Origin of the sequence: Pantoea sp. App145 (assembly GCF_047947045.1) — a bacterium.
GTDB lineage: Bacteria > Pseudomonadota > Gammaproteobacteria > Enterobacterales > Enterobacteriaceae > Pantoea.
This window is the reverse complement of the sequence record NZ_CP133290.1, coordinates 3,942,550-3,966,157: the sequence shown is the minus strand read 5'-3', so window position 1 is coordinate 3,966,157 and position 23,608 is coordinate 3,942,550. Positions and strand designations below refer to the sequence as shown.

The window sequence follows — 23,608 nt, the reverse complement described above, 5'->3', positions numbered from 1 at the left end:
TTTTTGCATCAACGCAAGTCGTTAACGCAAAAAATAATCATAAAATAACTTTTTGTTATAACAGCATTGAATTTTTTTGCATTTTTTTTGCGCTAATCATTGACAGTTTATGAGCAATCCTTCAATTATCGTACCAGTTAACTAGAACACAATCATCACCGCCATTTTTTGCAGGTTCCGTCTCCCTTCTTTTCAGGGTGACAAACAGGTGCCTGACAAGCATTTTTTTCTGACTCAACAGAGAGGCAAGGTAATGAAAGTTATGCCTAAATTAACGTTAATCGCCTTACTGGCAGCAAGTGCCTTCAACACCCTGGCCGCACAGGCAGCAGAGGTAGTACAGCGCGGCGGAACCCTGACTTATGGCCGCTACGCCGACAGTAATTTCCTCGAACCGGTCCTGAATGAAAGCAATAACGATATCTGGATCCTCTCCAACCTGTATGACACCCTGCTGCTGCCGACCAACGATGGCAAGGGCATCAGACCAGGTCTGGCAACGGCCTGGAAACTGGCGGCAGACGGTAAAAGCGTCACGCTTACCCTGCGCCCTGATACTAAATTCTCTGACGGCTCGCCCATCACCGCCGAAGACGTTAAATGGTCACTTGAACGTGCTGCCAAACCAGGTAACGGCGTATGGCAATTTCTGGTCAGCGCAATCGATAACGTCACCATCAGCGATCCTCATACCGTGGTGATCCACCTGTCGCATACCGATCCTGCCATCCTTACCGCGCTGACGGTTTTCAACACCGCGATCATGCCGGAGAAACAGTTCGAAGCGGAACCGGGTGCCACCGATCACGACAAAGCGGCGGCATTCGCTGAACATCCGATTGGATCCGGCCCTTTTATGCTGAAATCGTGGCAACATAACGCCACCATGACGCTGGTGCGTAACCCGTACTACTGGGAAAAAGGCGCGGATGGCAAAGCCCTGCCCTACCTTGACGGCATCAAGTTTGAAATCATTCCTGACGATGCCACCCGCATCCTGAAGTTGCAGTCTGGTGAGCTGGACGGGGCCGAGTTTATCCCTTACTCACGCGTTAAGGAGTTGCAGGGCAATCCGGCACTGAATATGGCGCTGTTCCCGTCAACCCGTGTCGAAGTCGCCAGCGTCAACGCACGGCCAGAGATCGACGGCAAGCCGAACCCACTGGCGAACCCGAAGGTACGCGCTGCGCTGAACTATGCCACGGATAAAGACGGCATCATCCAGCTGGTGACATTCGGGCTGGGTAAACCGATGACTTCGTTTATGTCAACCTCTACCCCGCTGAACTCCGGCACCAAACCACTCTGGCCGGTGGATGTGGAAAAAGCGCAGTCACTGATGAAAGAAGCGGGCTATCCTAACGGCTTCAGCACCAGCATGAATATCCTGGCGGGTAATGAAGACAGCCTGAGCATTGCCACCGGCCTGCAACAGATGTGGGCGCAGATTGGCGTTAAATTAACCATCAACCAGATGGATAACGCCACGCTGAACGCCAACTTCCGCAAGGGGAATTTCAGCACCCGCATTGGGCCGTGGACCGACGATATCGCCGATCCAAACGAAATCACCTCCTACTACGCCTATTCGAAGAACATTCAGGCGCTGCATTCAGGCTGGAAAAGTGACGAGCTGGATAAGCTGTTTGAGGCCTCACAGCAGGAAACCAATCCGACGAAACGCGCAGAGCAGTACAAACAAATCCAGGACATCTACAACAGCACCGGTCCGACTATCCCGTTATATGAAAGTTCTTATCCGGTCGCGCTGAAGAAAAATGTCGAAGGATTCGTCCAGATCCCACTGGGTAATAACATCTTCACCGAAACCTGGCTGAAGAAGTAATTCGCCATTCATTACACCGAGTGAAATCCAGCCATCTGGCGCTGTAGCGACTACAGCGCCATTACGCTGGATTTGGGAGCACGCGTTGACTGAGCTGAGTTATATTTTAAAACGCATTCTGCTGATCATCCCGACGCTGCTGGTCATTCTGGTGGTGACTTTCACCATCGTGCGTCTGCTACCTGGCGATCCCGCCAGTGCGATGATCGGCGACCGCGCCACCGACACTGATGTTAATCGTATCAATCAACAGCTGGGGCTGGATCAGTCGCTGCCCGTGCAGTTTGCCGGGTTTGTGCGCCAGGTCGCCAGTGGCAATCTGGGCAACTCCTATGCAATGCATGCCCCGGTGACGGCAGTGATCGCCGAACGTTTGCCGGTCACCCTGCTGTTAACCGGCATGGCCGCGCTATTTTCGCTGCTGATGGCGATCCCGTTGGCCTTTATTTCCGCGCTTAAACGCAACAGCGTCACCGATATCACCATCCGCGGCGCATCGCAGGTTACGCTGTCGATGCCCTCCTTCTATATCGGCCTGGTGCTGCTGACCGTTTTCGCTGCGCAACTGCACTGGTTCCCGGTCGGCGGTTATGGCGATAGCTGGGGACAGCGCATCTATCATCTGTTTCTTCCGGCGATGACGCTGGCTGTAAGCATCACATCGGTGCTGATTGGCAGCCTGCGCAACTCGATCATCGCGGTGCTCGATGCGGAATACATTACCTTCGCCCGCGCTAAAGGGCTGAGCAGCCGGGTAGTGTTGCTGCGCCATGTGCTGCGTAACTCGCTGATCCCGATGCTGAGTCTGTTTGCCCTCAATATCGGCACCACCATCGGCAGCGCGGTAATCACCGAAACGGTGTTCGCCGTGCCCGGCATCGCGCGCCTGATGGTCGATAGCATTTTCAGCCGCGACTATCCGATGATTCAGGGACTGGTAATCGTGCTGTCCGTGCTGGTGTCGCTGATTTTTCTTATCACCGACATCGTACAGGTGATGATTGACCCAAGGAGGGCACGATGAGTGAATTAATTATCCAGCGATCCCTCACCCGCAAGTGGCGCAAATATCTGCCCTGGTCGTCACTGTTGGGCTGCGTCATCCTGCTACTCAGCCTGCTGATGGCGTTCTTTCCGCATCTGATTGCCACCGCCGACCCGCTGAAGTTCGACTACCGCGCCATCCTCAAAGGGCCGAACCTGCAACACGTTTTTGGCACCGATAACTTTGGACGCGATATCTTTTCGCGCGTGGTGTATGCCTACCAGATTGATTTGCAAATCGCCTTCTTCACCACACTGTTCCCGATGGTGTTTGGCACCCTGGTTGGGCTGCTGGTCGGCTATTTCGGCGGCGTGGCCGAGATGCTGTTTCAAAGGATCGTCGATGCGGTAGTCACCTTCCCGCTACTGGTGCTGGTGATCGCTATCGTCGCGATTCTCGGCCCGGGACTGAATAGCATGTATATCGCCGTCGGTATTATTTATTGGGTGTTCTACGCCAGGTTAATTGCCGGTGAAGTGAGCATTCAGAAACGGCTGGAATACGTGGCCGCAGGCAAAGTCATGGGCTACAGCACACCGCGCATTATCTTCCGTCACGTGCTGCCGAACGTTATTACCACCACGCTGGTGTACTGGATGACCGATATGGCGCTGGCGATCCTGCTGGGTTCCAGCCTCGGTTATCTCGGCCTCGGCGCACAACCGCCCACCGCCGAATGGGGGGTGCTGATCGCCTCTGGTAAGAACTTCATGGATACCGCATGGTGGATAACGATTTTCCCCGGTATTGCCATCGTATTAACCGGCCTGGGATTCAGCCTGTTTGGCGATCTGCTGGCAGACTGGCTGCGTCCTGGAAGCCGTTAGTGAACATGAGAGCGAATTATGCCCAGCCAGACTTCCCCTTTGCTTGAGGTGCAGCAGCTCAACACCCAAATTCATACCTCGCGCGGTAGCCTGCGAGCGATTCAGGACGTGAGTTTCAGCCTCAAACCGGGAGAAATTCTCGGGCTGGTCGGTGAATCCGGCTCGGGAAAAAGCGTCACCCTGCGTTCTCTGCTGCGCCTGATGCCCGCCAGCGCCGAAGTTTCGGGTTCAGTGAAATGGCAGGGGCGCGAGATTACCAGTATGAAACCGGCGGAGCTGCGCAGCATTCGCGGCGGTGAAATCGCGATGATTTTTCAGGAACCGATGATCGCCCTCAATCCGGTGTTAACCGTCTGGCGGCAGATTGAGGAAAGTCTGGCCGCCCACACCGATTTAACGCGTAAACAACGCCGCCAGCGCGCCATTGAGTTACTGAATCAGGTGGGGATCCCCGCACCGGAGTTGCGTCTCGACGATTATCCGCACCAGTTCTCCGGCGGGATGCGCCAGCGTGTGATGATTGCCATTGCGCTGGCGGGCAATCCCCGTCTGCTGCTGGCCGACGAGCCCACCACCGCGCTGGATGTCACCATTCAGGAGCAAATCCTCAAGCTGCTATTCAACCTGCGTGACCAGTTAGCGATGGGAATTATTTTTGTCACCCACGATCTCGGCGTGGTTGCTCAGCTGTGCGATCGCGTGGCGGTGATGTATGCCGGACGTATCGTCGAAAGCGCACCGGTGCGGGAAATTTTCAGCCAGCCACGTCATCCCTACACCCAGGGGTTGATCGCCTCGGTGCCACAAAACGGCGGCGAGCGAAAACCACTACAGTCGATTGAGGGCACACCGCCGTCGCTGCTCAGCCTGCCGCAGGGGTGCAGTTTTAGCCCGCGCTGTCGCTATAAAACTGACATCTGCCTGCGGGAGGTGCCGCCCCCTGAGGCGCTGAATAGCGAACATCAGGTTGCCTGTCATCATCACGCTAACCTTAACGTCATGGAGGGCATCTGAGATGGGTGAAACTTTGTCACACAACAGCCTGCCAATCGTCAGCGTCGAGGAGGCGATCGTCCACTTCCCAGTGGCGCAGACCATCCTCGAAAAAGTGCAGGGTAAACCCCGTAAGTTTGTACAGGCGCTGAATGGCGTCCGGCTGGAACTGATGCAGGGTGAGACACTGGGAGTGGTTGGTGAGTCCGGCTGCGGTAAATCCACGCTGGCGCGCACTATGGTGGGTCTGCTGCAAACTAACGAAGGCAAAATCTACTTCAATGGCAAAGATATCGCGACGCTGCGTGGCAAAGAACGCCGTAGCTTTAACCGCCAGGTGCAGATGATTTTCCAGGATCCCTACAGTTCACTTAACCCGCGCATGACCGTCGGCCAGGTACTGACCGAAGCGCTGTCGGTGCACGGCATGTGTGCGAAAAAAGATATTCCGGCGCGTATCCGTGAGTTGATGGAATTGGTGCGCCTGCCTGTCGACGCCATCGATAAACTGCCGCATGAGTTTTCCGGTGGGCAGCGCCAGCGTATTGGCATCAGTCGCGCGCTGGCCGTGGAGCCGCAGGTGTTGATCGCCGATGAACTGGTTTCGGCGCTGGATGTGTCAGTGCAGGCACAGGTGGTAAACCTGCTGCTGGATTTGCAGCAGAAACTCAATCTGACGGTGCTGTTCGTCGCCCACGATCTGCGGCTAGTCAGACATATTTCGCATCGTGTGGCGGTGATGTACCTTGGCGAAGTGGTGGAAGTGGCTGATACGGAAACGTTATTTATCAAGCCATTGCATCCCTATACCCAGGCCTTATTACGCGCGGCACCGAGTATGGACCCTGACGACCGCGGGAAAAATGTCAGCCTGACCGGCGAACTCCCCAGCCCGCTTGCCCCCCCGTCCGGCTGTCGCTTTCACACCCGCTGCCCATTTGTTACCGATCGCTGCCGCACTGAGCGGCCGGTGCTGGCACTGAAATCCGGTGGTCAGCGCGTGGCCTGTCACCTGGTTCCCTTTGAATCCGGGACATAAAAAAAGGATGGCTTTCGCCATCCTTTCTATCGCCACGCGCTTATGCGAAATCAGGCATAAACCGGCAGACGAGCACAGATATCCAGCACTTTCTGCTTGGTACGTTCGATGGTGGCTTCGTCGTTGATGTTGTCCAGCACATCAGCAATCCAGCCTGCCAGTTCACGCACTTCAGCTTCTTTGAAGCCGCGACGCGTGACTGCCGGGGTACCGATACGCACACCGGAAGTCACGAACGGGCTCTTCGGATCGTTCGGTACGCTGTTTTTGTTGACGGTGATGTTAGCACGGCCCAGCGCGGCATCCGCTTCTTTACCGGTCAGGTTTTTGCTCACCAGATCAATCAGGAACAGGTGGTTATAGGTGCCACCTGATACGATGTTGTAGCCGCGCTCAATCAGCACTTCCACCATCGCTTTGGCGTTTTTAGCAACCTGCTGCTGGTAAGTTTTGAACTCAGGTTCCATCGCTTCTTTGAACGCGACGGCTTTACCGGCGATCACGTGCATCAGCGGGCCGCCCTGGCCGCCAGGGAACACCGCAGAGTTCAGTTTTTTGTACAGCTCTTCATCACCGTTTTTCGCCAGGATCAGGCCGCCACGCGGACCCGCCAGGGTTTTGTGGGTAGTTGAAGTGACGATATGTGCATGCGGAACCGGGTTCGGATAGACGTCAGCCGCGATCAGACCCGCCACGTGTGCCATGTCAACGAACAGGTACGCGCCAACGCTGTCAGCGATTTCACGCATTTTGGCCCAGTCAACCACGCCAGAGTAAGCAGAGAAACCACCGACGATCATTTTCGGTTTATGGGTTTTCGCCAGTTCTGCCAGCTCGTTGTAGTCAATTTTGCCGGTTTCATCGATGCCGTAAGGCACCACGTTATACAGTTTACCGGACAGGTTAACCGGTGAACCGTGAGTCAGGTGACCACCGTGTGCCAGGTTCATACCCAGAATGGTGTCGCCCGGCTGCAACAGCGCAGTGTAAACCGCGAAGTTTGCCTGAGAACCAGAGTGCGGCTGCACGTTGGCGTAGTCTGCGCCGAACAGCGCTTTCGCGCGATCAATCGCCAGCTGTTCAACGATATCAACGTATTCACATCCGCCGTAGTAGCGTTTGCCCGGATACCCTTCCGCGTATTTATTGGTGAGCTGTGAACCTTGCGCCTGCATAACGCGCGGGCTGGTGTAGTTTTCAGAAGCAATCAGTTCAATGTGCTCTTCCTGGCGCACTTTCTCTTGCTCCATCGCCTGCCACAACTCGGCATCATAATCGGCAATGTTCATATCACGCTTTAACATCCGCATCTCCTGACTCAGCTAACTTTTTTAACGGCAATTTAAGCCCCGCTAAGGGGCGAAGGCCAACAGTGTAAACCGTTTTGGCAGGTGACGGTAGCAGCAATCCCCTCTTTTTACGCAAACGATTGGCAAGGCGCTGGAACGGGTTTTTTACGCATTTTTGCAAGCCAGAGAATCACGATATTTCCTCAGAATGAAGCGGAAAAAATTTCAGGATTGCGGCAGAGATTCCAGTAAACCTGATTTATCCCTGAGCATTCAGGGGGATTTACAACCACATGCTCGCGATTATAAGATGCATTTAAAATACAACTTTTAAAATGCTATGAGGATTCACCCATGCTCAACGCGCAAGACATCGCTATCATCAAATCCACCCTGCCCGCTATTGCCGAAGTAGGCCCACAGCTCACCGGCCATTTTTATCAGCGTATGCTGACGCAGCATCCGGAACTCAAGGATGTGTTCAACATGAACAATCAGCGCAGTGGCAACCAGCGTGAAGCGCTGTTCAACGCCATCTGCGCCTACGGCAGCAATCTGGAAAACCTCGAAGTGCTGCTGCCTGCGGTGGAAAAAATCGCCCAGAAACATACCAGCCTGAATATTCAGCCCGAGCAGTACGCCATCGTCGGTGAAAATCTGCTGGCGACCATTCAGGAACTGCTGAATCCGGGGGATGAGGTGCTGCAGGCATGGGGCAAGGCGTATGGCGTGCTGGCTGAGGTGTTTATCCAGCGTGAAGAAGCGATTTACCGCGCGTCCGCAGCGAAAACCGGTGGCTGGCGTGGTGCGCGTGAGTTCCGTATTCGTGCCATTCAGCCGCGAAGCAGCGTGATTAAAAGCTTTGAACTGGAGCCGGTGGATGGTGCAGCGGTGGCGGATTTCCTGCCTGGTCAGTATCTGGCCATCACCCTGCGCCCGGACAGCAAGGGCAATCTACAGCATCGTCAATATTCACTCACCCACCAGCCAAATGGTCAGTTCTATCGTATTGCGGTGAAACGTGAAGATCAGGGTGCGGTATCCAACTGGCTGCATGACGAAGCGCAGGTCGGGGATGTGGTGCAATGCGCGGCACCGGCGGGCGATTTCTTCCTCCAGGCAGAGCCTGCGACGCCTGTTACCCTGATCTCAGCAGGTGTCGGCCAGACTCCGATGCTGGCAATGCTCGCCAGCCTGGCAGAGCAACAACATCCGGCCGCAGTGACCTGGTTGCATGCAACGGAAGACGGCCAGCAACATGCCTTCGCCGGGGAAGTCCAGGCGCTGGGCAGCCGTCTGCCGAACTTTAGCAGCCATGTCTGGTATCGCCAGCCTGCCGTTGCTGACGCCGGTCATTACGATGCGCAGGGGTTGATGGATTTAGCGGGCGTTTCTGCTGAACTCAGTCAGCCCGATCGCCAGTTCTGGTTCTGTGGCCCGCTGGCGTTTATGCAGTTTGTCGCACGCCAGTTGCTGGATGCGGGTGTCACCGCCGACCGTATTCATTACGAAGTGTTTGGTCCGCATAAGGTGCTATAACTCAGTAAAAAACAAAAAGCCCGCAGCATTTGCGGGCTTTTCAGCAATCTGAAGCTGCGATTAGATCGCCTCTTCGTCTTCTTCACCGGTACGGATACGCACTACACGTGCCACGTCAAAGACAAAGATTTTACCGTCGCCGATTTTGCCGGTTTGCGCAGTTTTCATGATGGTCTCAACGCAGGTATCAACGATATCGTCGCCCACCACCATTTCGATTTTTACTTTCGGCAGAAAATCGACCATATACTCGGCACCACGATACAGTTCAGTGTGACCTTTCTGGCGACCAAATCCTTTCACTTCGCTGACCGTCATCCCGGTGATGCCGACTTCCGCTAACGCTTCGCGTACATCATCGAGTTTAAATGGTTTGATAATTGCATCGATCTTTTTCATCACAGATCCTTTTTTCACTCCCTCCGTGGCCGGACGGGTAACAGATAGTATAAATGTTCCTGCCGCAGCCGCTGGCTCAGAGCCGTCTGTGGCGTCAAAACAGGACTTTCTCCTGCTTTCTGTCCGAATGCCGGGGCAACAGGCCGAATCGCAGCGGCAGAAAGCTACTCTTTAAAATCGCTGGCGTCCAGTTCATGGCGCGACAGCAGCTTATAAAACTCGGTGCGGTTACGTCCAGCCAGACGCGCAGCATTGGTCACATTTCCTTTGGTCATTTGCAGCAGCTTACGCAGATAGTTCAGTTCAAACTGATTGCGCGCTTCAACAAACGTCGGCAATGCGGTGTTCTCACCTGCCAGCGCCTGTTCAACCAGCGCATCGCCAATCACCGGTGAGGTACTCAGCGCCACGCACTGCTCGATGACGTTCACCAGTTGACGCACATTACCCGGCCAGCTGGCTCCCACCAATCGTTTCATAGCGTCCACGGAAAAACTGCGCACAAAGGGTTTATGACGATCGGCAGACTGACGCAGCAAATGATTCGCCAGCAGGGGAATATCTTCGGCACGTTCATGCAACGCCGGGATCTTCAGGTTCACCACGTTGAGGCGATAGTAGAGATCTTCGCGAAAGCTTTTCTTTTCCATCGCTTTAGGCAAATCACGATGGGTGGCAGAAATGATGCGCACATTGATACTGACATCATGATTACTGCCGAGCGGACGAACCTTGCGCTCTTGCAGCACGCGTAGCAGCTTCACCTGCAACGCCTGCGGCATATCGCCAATCTCATCGAGGAATAGCGTGCCGCCTTCCGCTGCCTGAAACAGCCCCTCGCGGGCACTCACCGCGCCGGTAAACGCCCCCCTGGCGTGGCCGAACAGCTCAGACTCCAGCAACTGCTCCGGTAACGCGCCACAGTTGATGGCGATAAAAGGTTTACTGGCACGCGGGCTGGCGGCATGAATTGCCTGCGCCAGCACTTCTTTACCGGTGCCGCTCTGGCCGTTGATCAACACACTGACGTCGGATTGCGCCACCATGTGCGCCTGCTCCAGCAGTCGTAGCATCAGCGGATTACGTGTGACGATAGACTCACGCCAGCCATCATCGATCTCGGGTGCACGCAGGGCCAGCGCCTCATCAATCGCTTTGTATAACGCATCACGATCCACCGGTTTGGTAAGAAAGCTAAATACGCCCTGTTGGGTGGCTGAAACCGCTTCCGGGATCGATCCATGCGCAGTCAGGATGATCACCGGCAGACCCGCGTGGCGCTTCTGGATTTCGCCAAACAACGCCAGACCGTCCATCTCATCCATACGCAGGTCGCTGACCACCAAATCGACCTTCTCTTTTTGCAGATGACGTAAGGCTTCCGGCCCGCTGGCCGCCGTTGCGACCTGATAGCCTTCGCTGCTGAGACGCATTCCCAGCAGCTTCAGCAGCCCCGGATCATCATCCACCAGCAATAATCGTGCGGCCTGTTTCATTATGGCTGCTCCTCATTCGCCGTACCGCTGGCACTGTGCGATGTGTCGCTGCTGTCGGGCGCTTTACGCGAGGACAGCTGACGCTCGATATCCGTCAGACGCTCCAGCTTATGCTGCGTATCTGCCAGCGAGGTACGAAGCGTGCGTTGCTGCTGGCGCAGGCTATCCAGCTCGGCATCGGTACTTTGCTGTAGCCGTGCGTAGCGGCCACGCGCGTCACTCAGCTCAAGCTGAGCGGCCTGGTTGCTGCGCCACAGCTGAATCAGCGGACGAACTGCCGCCGGAAACGTCGTACTGTAGCCATCCAGCGTATCAACATAGTCGCGGCGCTCCTGTGGCGTTACGTTGCCGTTGGCCAGCAATATGCCCTGCTTAAAGGCACGGGACCAGCCCTGCACCGGCCAGCGACGTGCTTCCGCCCGGGCCTCGGCCGGTGACAGACGTTCCGCACAATCAATGGCACGCTGCCAATACAATGGGTTGCTCATGGCTGCCGGATATTCAATTTGCCAGACACTGCCACAGTCAGTCGCCAGATAGTCCGGCAGACGCACCTGCGGCTCCGGCTGGATGCTGTCGTCCCTGAGGGCGTTGTCTGCAGAAGGTGCATGGCAACCCGCCAGGCTGAACACCAGCAGGCTGGCGGCGCATAATTTGTTGAGGGATAAATTCATTGATCAGGCATTCCCGGCGGTGGTAGTCAAAATGATACGAAAACAGACATCCGCGTCCTTACGTGTCACCAACTGTAAATCACCCTGCATCCTGCGCAGGCAATCTTTGGCGATGCTCAACCCCAGCCCACTGCCTTTAACCGGCCCCTTGCGTTGTTGGCTGCCCTGATAAAAAGGCTCAAAGATCATCGCCTGCTCTTCAGCCGGAATCGGTGTGCCGGTGTTTGCCACCTCGATCCACACCTCATTGCCCTTCTGCTGGCTGTGCAGCCAGATGTTACCGGATTCGCTACCGTAGTTCACGGCGTTCGAATAAAGGTTATCGATCACCCGTTGCAGCAGGGTTGACTCTGCCAGGCAGTGGTTCACCTGTAAATCCACATGGGTGCGCATTTGCCGCGCATGGGCCGGTAACGAGTGTGATTTCACCACCGTCTCGACAATGGTATCCAGTGCCACGACATCCAGCGCCAGCGGGCCATCGGCCAGTTTGCGGTTGTAATCCAGCAACTGCTCGATCAAACGTTGCAAATGACGGCTGCTGGTATCCAGAATCGCCACCACTTCCTGCTGTTCGCTATTCAGTGGACCTGCCACCTGATCGGCTAACAATTCCGTGCCTTCGCGCAGGCTGGCAAGTGGCGTTTTCAGCTCATGGGAAAGATGGCGTAAAAACTCGTGGCGTTGCGCTTCCAGCCAGCTCAGGCGTTCACTCAGCCAGACAATACGCTTACCGAGCGAGCGGATCTCACGCGGACCACGGAAGCTGATACTGTCGCCCAGCGCCTTGCCTTCACCCAGACGGTTGATCATCCGCTCCACCCGCTTCACCGGCCCGATAATCATGCCGGTAAACAACAACACCAGCGCCAGGCTGATCAGGAACAATATCAGAGCCTGCCAGCCAAAAAACTGGCCTCGATCAGCAATTTCACGCTGCAATTGCAAACCCCGCGAAAACACCACTTCGCGTGTTTCCTGCACCATTTGCGCATTGGTATCGGAAAAGTGCTCAAGGGCTGTCGATGCAGGTGCGGAGGGATTGCCGCTGGCACATTGCAGCGTTTCCAGCTGTGGCAACGTTGCAGCTAACAGTTTGAACGAAGGCAAATCCGGCAGGCTGGCAGCGTGGGTGGTGAGCATCTGACTGTAGTGCGCACGTTGTGACTGATAGAGCCGCGCCAGACTGTCATCACCCAACACACAATATTGACGATAGCTGCGCTCCAGCTCGATGGCAGTCCGCGCCATGGCTTCACTGCGGCGCACGTCCGTAAAGGTGTTGCGATTGGTGTCTGCCGCCTGATTGCTCAGCGCCGACAGACTTTCCCATGCCTGCCACGCCAGTACCAGCAGCGGCAGCAGCACCAGCAGGAACGCCATCAACACCAGCTGACGCAGCGAACGGGGAAATAAACGCCATCTCTTCACAACCGGATTTCCTTAAATTTTTACTACAGGAATGCTAGCGGAGTCTGAAAGCGGAAGAAAGCATAGATAAGAAAACGGCAGGCGCTATGGCCTGCCGTTGAGCGTGACGCCGAACGCCTCACGCGGGAATAAGGTGGTGCCTAACTCAACGTTACGTCCGATGCTTGATAACGTTGCAAAGCAAGCGATTATCGGTTGGGTGGACGGCAGGCACCGTTTGGTGCGTCATTCAGTTTTTATGAGCTCAACCGCAATGCGGGGCAATCATAAGCAGGAGAATGAGCAACGTAATGAGTATAGCAAACATCGTGCCAAAAATAAAATAGCGTTAATTATCAGATAAATGCTTTCTCAGAGTGAGACACGGCGCAAAAAATTTACCGTCCGGTCTAAAAAAACTGTCGCTGATTAGCAACGCGTTTCTGAAGGAAAAATCACACCCAATAATATCAATAGGTTAAATGTCACCTTTTGACGACAGGCTAACCGTAGCGGTGTCGCTGTTTTCCGACATCAAAAAAAAGGGCATCCATCAGGATGCCCTTGATTGCGCGATAAATCGCGCCGCTACGCATTAACCCAACTGCTTACGTGCGTTGCGGAAAATACGCATCCACGGGCTGTCTTCGCCCCACTCTGCCGGGTGCCAGGAATTGCTCACAGTACGGAACACGCGTTCCGGGTGCGGCATCATAATGGTCACGCGGCCGCTTTCGTTGGTCACCGCAGTGATACCGTTCGGGGAACCGTTCGGGTTGGCCGGATAAGTCTCGGTCACCTTACCGAAGTTGTCCACGAAACGCAGCGCCACCAGGCCTTTGCTTTCCAGCGCCGCCAGATGCGCGCCATCACGCACTTCAACAAAACCTTCGCCGTGTGATACCGCAATCGGCATATGCGAACCGGCCATGCCGTCCAGCAGCAGTGACGGGCTGGCAGCCACTTCCACCAGGCTGAAACGCGCTTCAAAGCGTTCTGACTGGTTACGCACGAAGCGCGGCCACAGTTCGCTGCCCGGCACCAGCTCACGCAGATTGGACATCATCTGGCAGCCGTTACAGACGCCCAGCGCCAGCGTCTGCGGACGATGGAAGAAGTTTTCGAACTCATCACGCACGCGGCTGTTGAACAGGATGGATTTCGCCCAGCCTTCACCCGCACCCAGTACGTCACCGTAGGAGAAGCCACCACAGGCCACCAGCGCATGGAACTCTTCCAGACCGCGACGGCCCGCCAGCAGATCGCTCATATGCACATCGACAGCGGTAAAGCCTGCACGATGGAAGGCGGCCGCCATTTCAACGTGGGAATTGACGCCCTGCTCACGCAGCACCGCCACACGCGGACGCGCACCGGTGGCAATCATCGGCGCGGCAACGTCTTCTTCCGGTTTGAAGGTCAGATGGACATTCAGGCCAGGATCGTTGTCGTTTTTCTTCGCTTCATGTTCCTGATCGGCACAGGCCGGGTTGTCACGCAGACGCTGCATCTGCCAGGTGGTTTCTGCCCACCAGGTACGCAGCGTGGTACGGCTTTCGCTGTACACCGCATGCTCACCAGAACGAATCACAAAACGATCGCCCGGCAGCGCCTGACCAATCACATGGACGTTGGTCATCAGGCCATGATCGGCGAACGTCTTCAGCACCGCATCACGGTCAGCAGCGTTGATTTGCACCACCGCACCCAGTTCTTCGGTAAACAGCGCCGCCAGCGCATCACTACCCAGCGCGGCGATGTCCGCTTCGATACCGCAATGACCGGTAAACGCCATCTCAGCCAGCGTTACCAGCAGGCCGCCGTCAGAACGGTCGTGGTAGGCCAGCAGTTTCTGCTCCGCCACCAGCGCCTGAATGGCGTTGAAGAAGCCAGCCAGCTGTCCGGCGTCACGCACGTCAGCCGGTTTATCACCCAGTTGACGATAGACCTGTGACAGCGCCGTCGCCCCCAGCGTGTTTGCGCCATTGCCCAGATCCACCAGCAGCAGCAGGTTGTCTTTATCGGCCTGCAATTGCGGCGTCACGGTGCGGCGTACGTCTTCCACGCGGGCAAAAGCGGTGATGACCAGCGACAGCGGTGACGTCATTTCACGCTGTTCATTCCCCTGCTGCCAGCGGGTTTTCATCGACATGGAATCTTTACCCACCGGGATGGTGATACCCAGCGCCGGGCAAAGTTCTTCGCCGACCGCTTTCACGGCTTCATACAGGCCCGCATCTTCACCCGGGTGACCGGCTGCCGCCATCCAGTTCGCTGACAGCTTCACGCGTGTCAGTGAACCAATTGCCGTTGCGGCGAGGTTAGTCAGAGCTTCACCCACCGCCAGACGGCCTGAAGCGGCGAAGTCGAGCAGTGCGACCGGGGCGCGTTCGCCGAGAGAGAAGGCTTCACCGTAGTAGCTGTCGAGACTGGCGGTGGTCACTGCGCAGTTAGCAACCGGAATCTGCCACGGACCCACCATCTGATCGCGTGCCACCATACCGGTTACGGTACGGTCACCGATGGTAACAAGGAAGGTTTTCTCTGCCACGGTCGGCAGATGCAGCACACGGTTGACCGCATCAGCCACGGTGATGCCGTCGCGCTGCAACGCTTCACCTTTCGCCTGCTGACTGACCACATCACGCGTCATCTTCGGCGTTTTGCCCAGCAGCACATCCAGCGGCATATCGATCGGTTTGTTGTCGAAATGCGTATCCGCCAGGCTCAGATGCTGTTCTTCGGTGGCTTCACCAATTACCGCGTAAGGGGCACGCTCGCGCTGGCACAGCTCATCAAACAGCGCCAGTTTGTCCGGCGCTACCGCCAGCACATAACGTTCCTGCGATTCGTTACACCACACTTCCAGCGGGCTCATGCCTGGCTCATCGCTCAGCACGTCACGCAGATTGAAGCGGCCACCACGGCCACCGTCGCTGACCAGCTCCGGCATGGCGTTAGACAAGCCACCTGCACCCACGTCATGGATAAACAGAATCGGGTTAGCTTCGCCCAGCTGCCAGCAGCGGTCGATCACTTCCTGGCAACGACGTTCCATTTCCGGGTTGTCACGCTGTACGGAAGCAAAGTCGAGGTCGGCATCAGACTGGCCAGAAGCCATTGATGAGGCAGCACCGCCGCCGAGACCGATATTCATTGCCGGGCCACCCAGCACAATCAGCTTCGCGCCCACCACTATTTCGCCTTTCTGCACGTGGTCGGCACGGATGTTACCGATGCCGCCCGCCAGCATGATTGGCTTGTGGTAACCACGCAGTTCTTCACCGTTGTGGCTGTTAACGCGCTCTTCATAGGTACGGAAGTAACCGTTCAGTGCCGGACGACCAAATTCGTTGTTGAACGCCGCGCCACCCAGTGGGCCTTCGGTCATGATATCCAGCGCCGTCACGATACGATCCGGCTTACCAAAGTCTTCTTCCCACGGCTGTTCAAAGCCCGGAATACGCAGGTTGGACACTGAAAAGCCCACCAGACCCGCTTTGGGTTTGGCACCACGTCCGGTTGCGCCTTCGTCACGGATTTCACCACCGGAACCGGTCGCCGCACCTGGCCATGGAGAAATCGCCGTTGGGTGGTTATGCGTTTCCACTTTCATCAGGATATGCGCGGCTTCCTGATGGAAATCGTATTCGCCTTTTTCGGCATCGGCGTAGTAACGGCCAACTTCGGAACCTTCCATCACCGCCGCGTTGTCTTTATAGGCAGACAACACATAGTCAGGCGTTTGTTCGAAGGTATTTTTGATCATTTTAAACAGCGACTTCGGCTGTTTTTCACCGTCAATAATCCAGTCGGCGTTGAAGATTTTGTGGCGGCAATGCTCGGAGTTCGCCTGGGCAAACATATAGAGTTCAATGTCGTTCGGGTTGCGACCCAGCGTAGTGAAGGCGTTCAGCAGATAGTCGATTTCGTCATCGGCCAGAGCCAGACCCAGCGTAGTGTTAGCCAGTTCCAGTGCCTGACGGCCTCCACCCAGCACATCAACACTTTTCAGCGGCTGCGGCTCATGGTGGGCAAACAGTTGCTGCGCATCATTGAGATCGCCGTATACCGTTTCCATCATGCGGTCATGCAGCAGGCTGGCAAGGGTCTGCCACTGCGCTTCTGTCAGCTGCGGTGCCTGAACATAGAACGCCATACCGCGTTCCAGACGACGCACCTGTGGCAGATCGCAGTTGTGGGCGATATCGGTCGCTTTGGAGGACCAGGGTGAAATGGTGCCTGGACGCGGCGTCACCAGCAACAGACGCCCTTGTGGCGCATGTTCGGCGAGAGACGGACCGTATTTCAGCAGGCGTTGCAGGCGGGCTTTTTCGTCCGCACTCAGCGGCGCACTGACATCGGCAAAATGGACGTACTCGGCGTAAATATCACTCACCGGCAGATGAGCGTCCTGAAAGCGGGTCAGCAGTTTGTTTACACGAAATGCCGACAGGGCGGGCGAACCACGCAGAATTTCCATCATTAAAGATCTCTCGTCTTCGAAGCGCCGGGCGACGCTTCATTGGGCGCAACAGGGAAAACGGGGCGTATTATAGAGAAACAGCACCGGTTACGAAACCGTTTGCGCAGAATTTATGGCCTACCGGATTCGCCTGAATTTTGCGCAAATCCTGCTATATAAGTTGCTCCGGCTCGCTTTGTTGCGCAAAATGCCCTTCGCTCTGGGAGTTCATACAAGATCAATACTGCCTTTTAAAGACAGAGGCCTTAGAGCCAGCGAGAGACAACTATTTGAAACGCCTGAAATTAAACTATCTGTTTATCGGTCTGATAACCGTGCTACTTGCGCTGGCACTGTGGCCGTCGATCCCCTGGTACGGGGGCGGCAAAGACGCGATATCGCAGATCAAATCACGGGGAGTGCTGCGCATCAGTACCGTTAACTCCCCGCTGACTTACTACACCATCAATAATGCACCAGCCGGTATGGATTACGAGCTGGCAAAGCGCTTCGCCGATTATCTTGGCGTCAAACTCCAGGTGACGGTGCGTCCGAACCTCGGTGACCTGTTTGACGATCTTGATGATGGTAAGGCGGATTTGCTGGCTGCGGGCCTGATCTACAACAACGATCGCATAGCCCGTTATCAGACCGGACCGAGTTATTACTCGGTATCGCAACAGCTGGTGTATCGCATTGATAAGCCGCGGCCAAAAAACCTCGGTGATCTGAAAGGCCGCCTGATTGTGCAGTCCGGTTCCGCGTACCTGTCAACTTTACGTTCCGCTAAAGCCGGAAACTATCCCGATCTTGACTGGTCAATCGCTACCGACCAGGGGCAAAAAGCGCTGCTGGAAGCGGTGGCGGATGGCAAACTGGACTACACCGTGGGGGATTCTGTCACCATTGGCCTGCTGCAACGCATTCATCCGCAGCTGGCAGTGGCCTTTGATATCACCGATGAAGAACCCGTCACCTGGTATCTGCCACATGATAAAGAAGATGACAGCCTGAATGCAGCCATGCTCGACTTCTATAGTCAGATGAGCGAAGAAGGCACCATCGCGCGGCTGGAGGAGAAGTATCTCGGCCATGTCGGCACTTTTGATTACGTCGATACCCGCACCTTCCTGCGCGCCATCGACAATACCCTGCCGGATATCAAGCCGTTATTTGAGAAATATGCCTCCAGCCTCGACTGGCGGCTGCTGGCGGCGATTTCTTATCAGGAGTCGCACTGGAATCCACAGGCAACCTCGCCCACCGGCGTGCGCGGCATGATGATGCTGACGCGCAACACCGCAGACAGCCTTGACGTTGCCGATCGTCTCGATCCTGAGCAAAGTATCCGCGGTGGCAGCGAATACCTGCAACGTATGGTGGAAAAAGTCCCCACGACCATCCCGGAAGATGAACGTATCTGGTTTGCTCTGGCGGCCTATAACATGGGCTATGCCCACATGCTGGACGCCCGTAAGCTGACGTCCAAACAAGGCGGCAACCCCGATAGCTGGGCCGATGTGAAGCTGCGTTTGCCGATGCTGAGTCAGAAGCGTTACTACGCGCAGACCACGTACGGCTATGCTCGCGGTCATGAAGCGTATAACTACGTGGAAAATATCCGTAAGTATCAGATTAGTTTGGTGGGATATTTACAGGAACAGGACAAACGGCTGGCGCAGCAGTCAGCCATGGAAGCAGAACTGGGCGCCGGTTATCCTGCTGTCGAACCGAAGATTGCGATGAATTAACCCGCGTCGCGCTGCGCCTGACGCAGCGCTTTTTTCTGCTCACGCCGCATGCGGAAAAAATCACTCAGCGTCGCGGCGCATTCTTCCGCCAGCACACCAGAAGCAATCTGGATTTGGTGATTCATACCGGGATGACCAATCACATCCAGCAGCGAACCGACCGCTCCGGTTTTTTCATCTTTTGCGCCATACACCAGCCGGGTAATCCGGCTATGCACCATCGCCCCGGCACACATCACACAGGGTTCGAGCGTCACGTATAACGTGGTGTCGAGCAGACGATAATTTTCCAGCACTTTACCGCCCTGGCGCAGCGCCATAATTTCCGCATGCGCAGTAGGATCATGCTGACCGATCGGACGGTTCCAGCCTTCGCCAATCACCTTGTCACCCTGCACCAGCACCGCACCGACTGGCACTTCCCCCTGCTCCCACGCCAAACGTGCGAGGCGTAAAGCGTGACGCATCCAGTATTCATCAGTCTGTGGGTTCACCGGGTAACTCCTGCGGGTAACAAAGGCGGCGCATTATAGCGAAATAGCGAGGTTATTCCAGCTGCTGCAACTCTCCACGCGGAGTGACGCGCCAGCGATGCTGGCAAAAGAACAGCAGCGGGTTGTCCTGCTTGCTGTCGCTATAGCCACTGTAGAGCTGCAACGGCGTGCCGATTTTCTCCTCCAGCTGCGCCACTTTTTCATGCCCGAGACAGCGCATCGTCAGTACACGCCCACCCCGTCCTGGCTTCATCTGGCTGGCAATGAGTTGTACACGCGGCAGAAAAGCTGAATCGAAATAGACCTGCTCCACCAGCGACTGCGGTGAACCGGTGATTAACCAGACATCGGCATCATCGCTGCTGAGGTAATCCGTCAGCCGCTGCTGTACCACCGGAAAAGCGGTAACGCGCTGGCGGAACCAGCGGGCGAATTCAGCTTCGCGCTGCAACAGGCGTTTTTCACTGTGACCGAAGGTGATGGCCCACAGCAACAAACTCATCGGCCAGCGCGCGGCGCGCCCTTTAAACAGCAACCCCGCAGCAATCACCGGTAACAATGGCACGACCAGCAATAAATTCAGCGGCTGATGTCTCAGCAGATAGCGCATAAAGGTGCCGAACATATCCTGTTGATGTAGCGTGCCGTCGAGATCAAAAAACACCACGCGTCGTTGCGTACCCTTTGTCAAACCACTCTCCTTTCATTCTGCTTTATCATGCCTGCTCTTGAGTGTAGCCAGGCGAACGCGGTCATTTTTAATTCCAATGACTACAATGCCCGCTGAATAGTTTATTCTTATTGGCGGCAGGCTGCTATGTGGCATTCCTCGCCACATTTATCAGGCTAAATAAGCATTACGTTCTGAATTAAGGATCGGAGATGAGTTCATTGCTGCGGATTCGTCAGCTTTATCCGCGTCTGGCGCTCAACGAGCGACGTCTGGCGGATTTTTTGTTGTCACAACCGGACCGGGCGCGGCATTTGAGTTCGCAAAAACTGGCGGAAGAATCAGGGGTCAGCCAGTCCAGCGTGGTCAAGTTTGCCCAGAAACTGGGCTATAAAGGGTTCCCGGCATTGAAGTTAGCACTCAGCGAATCACTGGCCGACCGTGATGCCATCACCGTTCATAACCATATTCTTAGCGATGACCCGCTGAAAGTCGTGGGTGAAAAACTGCTGGCCGAGAAGATCTCGGCAATTCGCGCCACGCTGGATATCAACAGCGAAGAGATGTTGATGGAAACGCTACGGCTGCTGAAAAATGCCAACCGTATCCTGCTGGTCGGCATTGGCGCATCGGGCCTGGTAGCAAAAGATTTTTCCTGGAAACTGATGAAGATCGGCATCAACGCGGTCGCCGAGCAGGATATGCATGCGTTGCTCGCCAGCGTACAGGCCATGACGGCAGGCGATGTGCTGCTGGCCATTTCCTATACCGGCGAACGACGCGAAATCAATCTTGCCGCCCAGGAAGCCGCGCAGACCGGGGCCGATGTACTGGCGTTTACCGGGTTCACCCCCAATACGTTGCAGCAGTGCGCCACGCATTGTCTCTACACCGTTGCCGAGGAGCAAAGCACCCGCAGTGCCGCAATCTCCTCAACCAGCGCCCAGCTGGCCCTGACGGACCTGCTGTTTATGGCACTGGTACAGAATGATCCTGAGCGCGCCTCCAGCCATATCCGCCACAGTGAAGCGCTGGTAAGAAAACTGGTGTAACAGTTCAACAGCGCGATCTATCGCGCTATTTTCAGGCGCTTCACACTGTTACAAAACCCGCGTGATAACCAGCACCGCCAGACATGATGTTCAGCGTGCTGCGCGCGGATTCAACCAACGCCACCACCACAATGGCCGCCAGTATTTCCTGATTTTTGGCGGCATTGCCGGACAACGATTATAGGTTTTCATTTTAATCCAGTCGAAATTGAGAAAAATACGACTATGTCCATACTCTCTGCCAAAGTAGCTACACTCATTCTTCTTTCGCAAATCAACCGGCGTATTAGCAGAAAGATCACGTGATAAATTGTGATAGCTTTTTTCACGATCCAGTTGACGCTCATAACACCAAATGCTGTCCGGCATATAACGCTGCTGCGACCCCTGATACTTCTGATATTTCACAAACCGATAATCTTCTGCACCATAATTGCCGCAATATTCTTCATCATAGCCGTAAAAACGCAGAAAACGGGCGCGGCTCATAAAAAACAGATTGGAATGGCCTTTATAGCAGATGCCATCAGCACGCTTACGCCGCAGTTTATAGAAACATCGTCCAGGGTTGTCAGAGTCAGCCAGATATGCCAGCGTGCTGGCCGGGAAACCATGATCGAGGTCTGACATCAAAATTTTATCCGATTTTGCGTAGGTCACTCCCAGATTACGTGCCCCGCCCTGATTCCATTTGATATCCGTCGTGATGCGTAACCAGGTCAAATTTAAATTCAATGCCGGTATTTCATATTCAATCGGTGAGCAATCATCGACAATAATAAATTCGATACGATCTAATAATGGTGCCGGATAAGTTTCATATTCCTTTAACAAAGAGGTGACCGAGCTGATAGATTCCTGGTCACAATAAAAATGCGTAATATAGCTCAGTTCAATATGGGATTTGTCGGCAGGATGTCGGTTGCTAATCAGTTCATTTATTATATTCATTGCATAATTTATTAGAGGTTCACCTGGTAGCGCAGATGCTAACTCAGCACCAGATAGCTTCAACCCAGGCTCCATGATAAATTATTGATATCATAGAAATAAATAAATCCATGATGGCATCATCAGAAAAATATAACGAATGCAATCTTGCGCTGGCGCAAATGAAACGGAGAAAAATCAACACGCCAGATTGGGGGGAAGGCCGGATTATGCTAAGGTGCGCGCCTTTACTGAATCTTTTACACCAGATAGTAACTCACCATGGCTTTACTGATTACCCAGCGCTGTATCAACTGTGACATGTGCGAACCGGAATGCCCGAACCAGGCGATCAGCCTCGGTGACGCCATCTACCAGATCGACAGCGCTCGCTGCACCGAATGTGTCGGCCATTATGATGTGCCGACCTGCCTGAGCGTATGCCCCATCGATAACACCATCATTCCTGACCCACAGCACCCCGAAAGTCGTGAAGCGCTGTGGGAGAAATTTGTGGTGCTGCATCACTAGCTTTCGATGATCACCGTGGCACAGGCGTAGTGCCGTTCATCGGCCAGAGTGACGTGGACATGCTGCACACCAAGCTGTCGTGCAATTTCCGCCGCTTGCAGGAAGAAACGTAAACCCGGTTTGCCCAGCGCATCGTTGTACACTTCAAACTGATTAAACGCCAGGCCGCCACGAATACCGGTACCAAAAGCTTTCGCCGCCGCTTCCTTCACCGCAAAACGCTTAGCCAGAAAACGCACCGGCTGCTGGTGCGTCTGGTATTGCTGCCACTCGGCTTCGCTCAGCACCCGACGCGCCAGACGATCCCCGGAGCGCTCAATGACACCGGCGATGCGCTCAATCTCAACGATATCGCTGCCCAGCCCGAGTATGGCCATTAACGGCGCGCTTCCCGCATCAGCTGTTTCATCTCTTTGACTGCGTCAGCCAGACCACTCATCACCGCGCGACCAATAATCGCATGACCGATATTCAGTTCATGCATTTCCGGTAAAGCCGCAATCGGCAGCACGTTGTGGTAGGTCAGTCCGTGGCCTGCATTCACTTTCAGCCCGAGGCTGGCGGCAAAGGTGGCAGCGATACGAATTCGTTCCAGCTCAGCATCACGCACCAGCCCTTCAGGCGCTTCAGCATAGGCACCGGTGTGGATTTCAATATAAGGCGCACCGCTGGCGACTGCCGCTTCAATCTGACGGTGATCGGCATCAATAAACAACGAAACCAGAATTCCCGCCTCACTCAGTTGCCTTACCGCAGCGTTGATTTTGTCCTGTTGTCCCGCCACATCGAGCCCACCTTCGGTGGTCACTTCCTGACGTTTTTCCGGCACCAGGCAGCAGAAATGCGGTTTGATGTCACAGGCAATGCCGACCATTTCATCGGTGACGGCCATTTCCAGGTTCATACGTGTCTGGATGGTGTCACGCAGAATACGCACATCGCGGTCGGTAATATGACGACGGTCTTCACGCAGGTGCACGGTAATGCCATCCGCCCCAGCCTGTTCGGAGATAAATGCGGCCTGCACCGGATCAGGATAATGGGTGCCACGTGCGTTACGTACGGTGGCGATGTGGTCAATGTTGACCCCTAACAGCAACTCAGCCATGACAATCCTTAAAAATGTTTAGTGTGTTGAGAGTGTACCGCGCGACATCC

The 23,608-nt window shown here is 55.1% G+C and carries 20 protein-coding genes; 9 read left to right on the top strand and 11 right to left on the bottom strand.

All coding sequences use genetic code 11. The features are described 5' to 3' along the window. Positions 1–253 precede the first annotated feature (253 nt). From RCF31_RS18320 to RCF31_RS18300, 5 genes are all read left to right on the top strand, one after another. Positions 254–1,846, top strand: coding sequence for an ABC transporter substrate-binding protein (locus RCF31_RS18320; protein WP_416411886.1), 1,593 nt, complete (start codon positions 254–256; stop codon positions 1,844–1,846). A gap of 85 nt (positions 1,847–1,931) precedes the next feature. After that, positions 1,932–2,870, top strand: coding sequence for an ABC transporter permease (locus RCF31_RS18315; RefSeq protein ID WP_416411885.1), 939 nt, complete (start codon positions 1,932–1,934; stop codon positions 2,868–2,870). Next, positions 2,867–3,718 carry an ABC transporter permease gene (locus RCF31_RS18310; RefSeq protein ID WP_416411884.1) on the top strand — a complete coding sequence of 284 codons (852 nt, stop codon included), beginning with the start codon at positions 2,867–2,869 and terminating at the stop codon, positions 3,716–3,718. Before RCF31_RS18315 ends, RCF31_RS18310 begins: the two co-directional genes overlap by 4 nt. An 18-nt stretch (positions 3,719–3,736) precedes the next feature. Then, a complete protein-coding gene (locus RCF31_RS18305) occupies positions 3,737–4,732 on the top strand; it encodes an ABC transporter ATP-binding protein (protein WP_416411883.1) in 996 nt (331 codons plus the stop codon). A gap of 1 nt (position 4,733) precedes the next feature. Then, positions 4,734–5,750, top strand: coding sequence for an ABC transporter ATP-binding protein (locus tag RCF31_RS18300; RefSeq protein WP_416411882.1), 1,017 nt, complete (start codon positions 4,734–4,736; stop codon positions 5,748–5,750). 50 nt (positions 5,751–5,800) lie between these two features. Here RCF31_RS18300 and glyA read toward each other — a convergent pair whose 3' ends face one another. Further along, positions 5,801–7,054 (bottom strand): serine hydroxymethyltransferase, encoded by a 1,254-nt coding sequence (gene glyA, locus RCF31_RS18295; RefSeq protein WP_084876335.1) that lies wholly within the window; start codon positions 7,052–7,054, stop codon positions 5,801–5,803. Positions 7,055–7,393: 339 nt separating this feature from the next. Between glyA and hmpA the strand changes: the two genes are divergently transcribed. Beyond that, positions 7,394–8,578 (top strand): NO-inducible flavohemoprotein, encoded by a 1,185-nt coding sequence (hmpA, locus tag RCF31_RS18290; protein ID WP_416411881.1) that lies wholly within the window; start codon positions 7,394–7,396, stop codon positions 8,576–8,578. 60 nt (positions 8,579–8,638) lie between these two features. Here hmpA and glnB read toward each other — a convergent pair whose 3' ends face one another. From glnB to purL, 5 genes are all read right to left on the bottom strand, one after another. Beyond that, positions 8,639–8,977, bottom strand: coding sequence for a nitrogen regulatory protein P-II (gene glnB / locus RCF31_RS18285; protein WP_007886217.1), 339 nt, complete (start codon positions 8,975–8,977; stop codon positions 8,639–8,641). A 164-nt stretch (positions 8,978–9,141) separates the two neighbouring features. After that, complete coding sequence (glrR, locus tag RCF31_RS18280) at positions 9,142–10,473, bottom strand: two-component system response regulator GlrR (protein WP_299456035.1); 1,332 nt, start codon at positions 10,471–10,473, stop codon at positions 9,142–9,144. Then, positions 10,473–11,147, bottom strand: a complete 675-nt coding sequence (gene qseG / locus RCF31_RS18275; RefSeq protein ID WP_313683568.1) for a two-component system QseEF-associated lipoprotein QseG — start codon at positions 11,145–11,147, stop codon at positions 10,473–10,475. Before qseG ends, glrR begins: the two co-directional genes overlap by 1 nt. Before the next feature lie 3 nt (positions 11,148–11,150). Continuing rightward, positions 11,151–12,578: a sensor histidine kinase gene (locus tag RCF31_RS18270; protein ID WP_299456031.1), complete on the bottom strand. Its 1,428-nt coding sequence runs from the start codon at positions 12,576–12,578 to the stop codon at positions 11,151–11,153. A gap of 574 nt (positions 12,579–13,152) precedes the next feature. Then, entirely contained in the window at positions 13,153–17,043 is a 3,891-nt protein-coding gene (gene purL, locus RCF31_RS18265) for a phosphoribosylformylglycinamidine synthase (protein ID WP_416411880.1), read from the bottom strand. A 269-nt stretch (positions 17,044–17,312) separates the two neighbouring features. Between purL and mltF the strand changes: the two genes are divergently transcribed. Then, entirely contained in the window at positions 17,313–18,773 is a 1,461-nt protein-coding gene (gene mltF, locus RCF31_RS18260) for a membrane-bound lytic murein transglycosylase MltF (protein WP_416411879.1), read from the top strand. On the opposite strand, the gene tadA is transcribed toward mltF, so the two are convergent. Both tadA and yfhb read right to left on the bottom strand, forming a co-directional pair. Beyond that, a complete protein-coding gene (gene tadA / locus RCF31_RS18255) occupies positions 18,770–19,240 on the bottom strand; it encodes a tRNA adenosine(34) deaminase TadA (RefSeq protein WP_416413292.1) in 471 nt (156 codons plus the stop codon). The two genes, mltF and tadA, sit on opposite strands and share 4 nt — an antisense overlap. A gap of 79 nt (positions 19,241–19,319) precedes the next feature. Beyond that, a complete protein-coding gene (gene yfhb / locus RCF31_RS18250; protein WP_299456020.1) occupies positions 19,320–19,958 on the bottom strand; it encodes a phosphatidylglycerophosphatase C in 639 nt (212 codons plus the stop codon). Between the two features lie 191 nt (positions 19,959–20,149). Here yfhb and RCF31_RS18245 point away from each other — a divergent pair, with 191 nt between their 5' ends. Beyond that, positions 20,150–20,989: a MurR/RpiR family transcriptional regulator gene (locus RCF31_RS18245; RefSeq protein WP_084876345.1), complete on the top strand. Its 840-nt coding sequence runs from the start codon at positions 20,150–20,152 to the stop codon at positions 20,987–20,989. Positions 20,990–21,079: 90 nt separating this feature from the next. Here RCF31_RS18245 and RCF31_RS18240 read toward each other — a convergent pair whose 3' ends face one another. Further along, positions 21,080–21,940 (bottom strand): glycosyltransferase family A protein, encoded by an 861-nt coding sequence (locus RCF31_RS18240; protein ID WP_416413291.1) that lies wholly within the window; start codon positions 21,938–21,940, stop codon positions 21,080–21,082. A gap of 261 nt (positions 21,941–22,201) precedes the next feature. Here RCF31_RS18240 and RCF31_RS18235 point away from each other — a divergent pair, with 261 nt between their 5' ends. After that, positions 22,202–22,450: a YfhL family 4Fe-4S dicluster ferredoxin gene (locus tag RCF31_RS18235; RefSeq protein ID WP_084876346.1), complete on the top strand. Its 249-nt coding sequence runs from the start codon at positions 22,202–22,204 to the stop codon at positions 22,448–22,450. Here RCF31_RS18235 and acpS read toward each other — a convergent pair. Then, positions 22,447–22,827, bottom strand: coding sequence for a holo-ACP synthase (gene acpS / locus RCF31_RS18230; RefSeq protein ID WP_299456014.1), 381 nt, complete (start codon positions 22,825–22,827; stop codon positions 22,447–22,449). The genes RCF31_RS18235 and acpS overlap by 4 nt on opposite strands. Then, positions 22,827–23,558, bottom strand: coding sequence for a pyridoxine 5'-phosphate synthase (pdxJ, locus tag RCF31_RS18225; RefSeq protein ID WP_416411878.1), 732 nt, complete (start codon positions 23,556–23,558; stop codon positions 22,827–22,829). Before pdxJ ends, acpS begins: the two co-directional genes overlap by 1 nt. Positions 23,559–23,608 lie beyond the last annotated feature (50 nt).

Bases quoted from the DNA above. Each gene is read 5' to 3' on its own strand.
- RCF31_RS18320 (WP_416411886.1), top strand. From the start codon at position 254: ATGAAAGTTATGCCTAAATTAACGTTAATCGCCTTACTGGCAGCAAGT.
- RCF31_RS18310 (WP_416411884.1), top strand. From the start codon at position 2,867: ATGAGTGAATTAATTATCCAGCGATCCCTCACCCGCAAGTGGCGCAAA.
- RCF31_RS18305 (WP_416411883.1), top strand. From the start codon at position 3,737: ATGCCCAGCCAGACTTCCCCTTTGCTTGAGGTGCAGCAGCTCAACACC.
- RCF31_RS18300 (WP_416411882.1), top strand. From the start codon at position 4,734: ATGGGTGAAACTTTGTCACACAACAGCCTGCCAATCGTCAGCGTCGAG.
- glyA (WP_084876335.1), bottom strand. From the start codon at position 7,054: ATGTTAAAGCGTGATATGAACATTGCCGATTATGATGCCGAGTTGTGG.
- hmpA (WP_416411881.1), top strand. From the start codon at position 7,394: ATGCTCAACGCGCAAGACATCGCTATCATCAAATCCACCCTGCCCGCT.
- glnB (WP_007886217.1), bottom strand. From the start codon at position 8,977: ATGAAAAAGATCGATGCAATTATCAAACCATTTAAACTCGATGATGTA.
- glrR (WP_299456035.1), bottom strand. From the start codon at position 10,473: ATGAAACAGGCCGCACGATTATTGCTGGTGGATGATGATCCGGGGCTG.
- qseG (WP_313683568.1), bottom strand. From the start codon at position 11,147: ATGAATTTATCCCTCAACAAATTATGCGCCGCCAGCCTGCTGGTGTTC.
- purL (WP_416411880.1), bottom strand. From the start codon at position 17,043: ATGATGGAAATTCTGCGTGGTTCGCCCGCCCTGTCGGCATTTCGTGTA.
- tadA (WP_416413292.1), bottom strand. From the start codon at position 19,240: ATGCGTCACGCTTTACGCCTCGCACGTTTGGCGTGGGAGCAGGGGGAA.
- RCF31_RS18245 (WP_084876345.1), top strand. From the start codon at position 20,150: ATGAGTTCATTGCTGCGGATTCGTCAGCTTTATCCGCGTCTGGCGCTC.
- RCF31_RS18240 (WP_416413291.1), bottom strand. From the start codon at position 21,940: ATGAATATAATAAATGAACTGATTAGCAACCGACATCCTGCCGACAAA.
- RCF31_RS18235 (WP_084876346.1), top strand. From the start codon at position 22,202: ATGGCTTTACTGATTACCCAGCGCTGTATCAACTGTGACATGTGCGAA.
- acpS (WP_299456014.1), bottom strand. From the start codon at position 22,827: ATGGCCATACTCGGGCTGGGCAGCGATATCGTTGAGATTGAGCGCATC.
- pdxJ (WP_416411878.1), bottom strand. From the start codon at position 23,558: ATGGCTGAGTTGCTGTTAGGGGTCAACATTGACCACATCGCCACCGTA.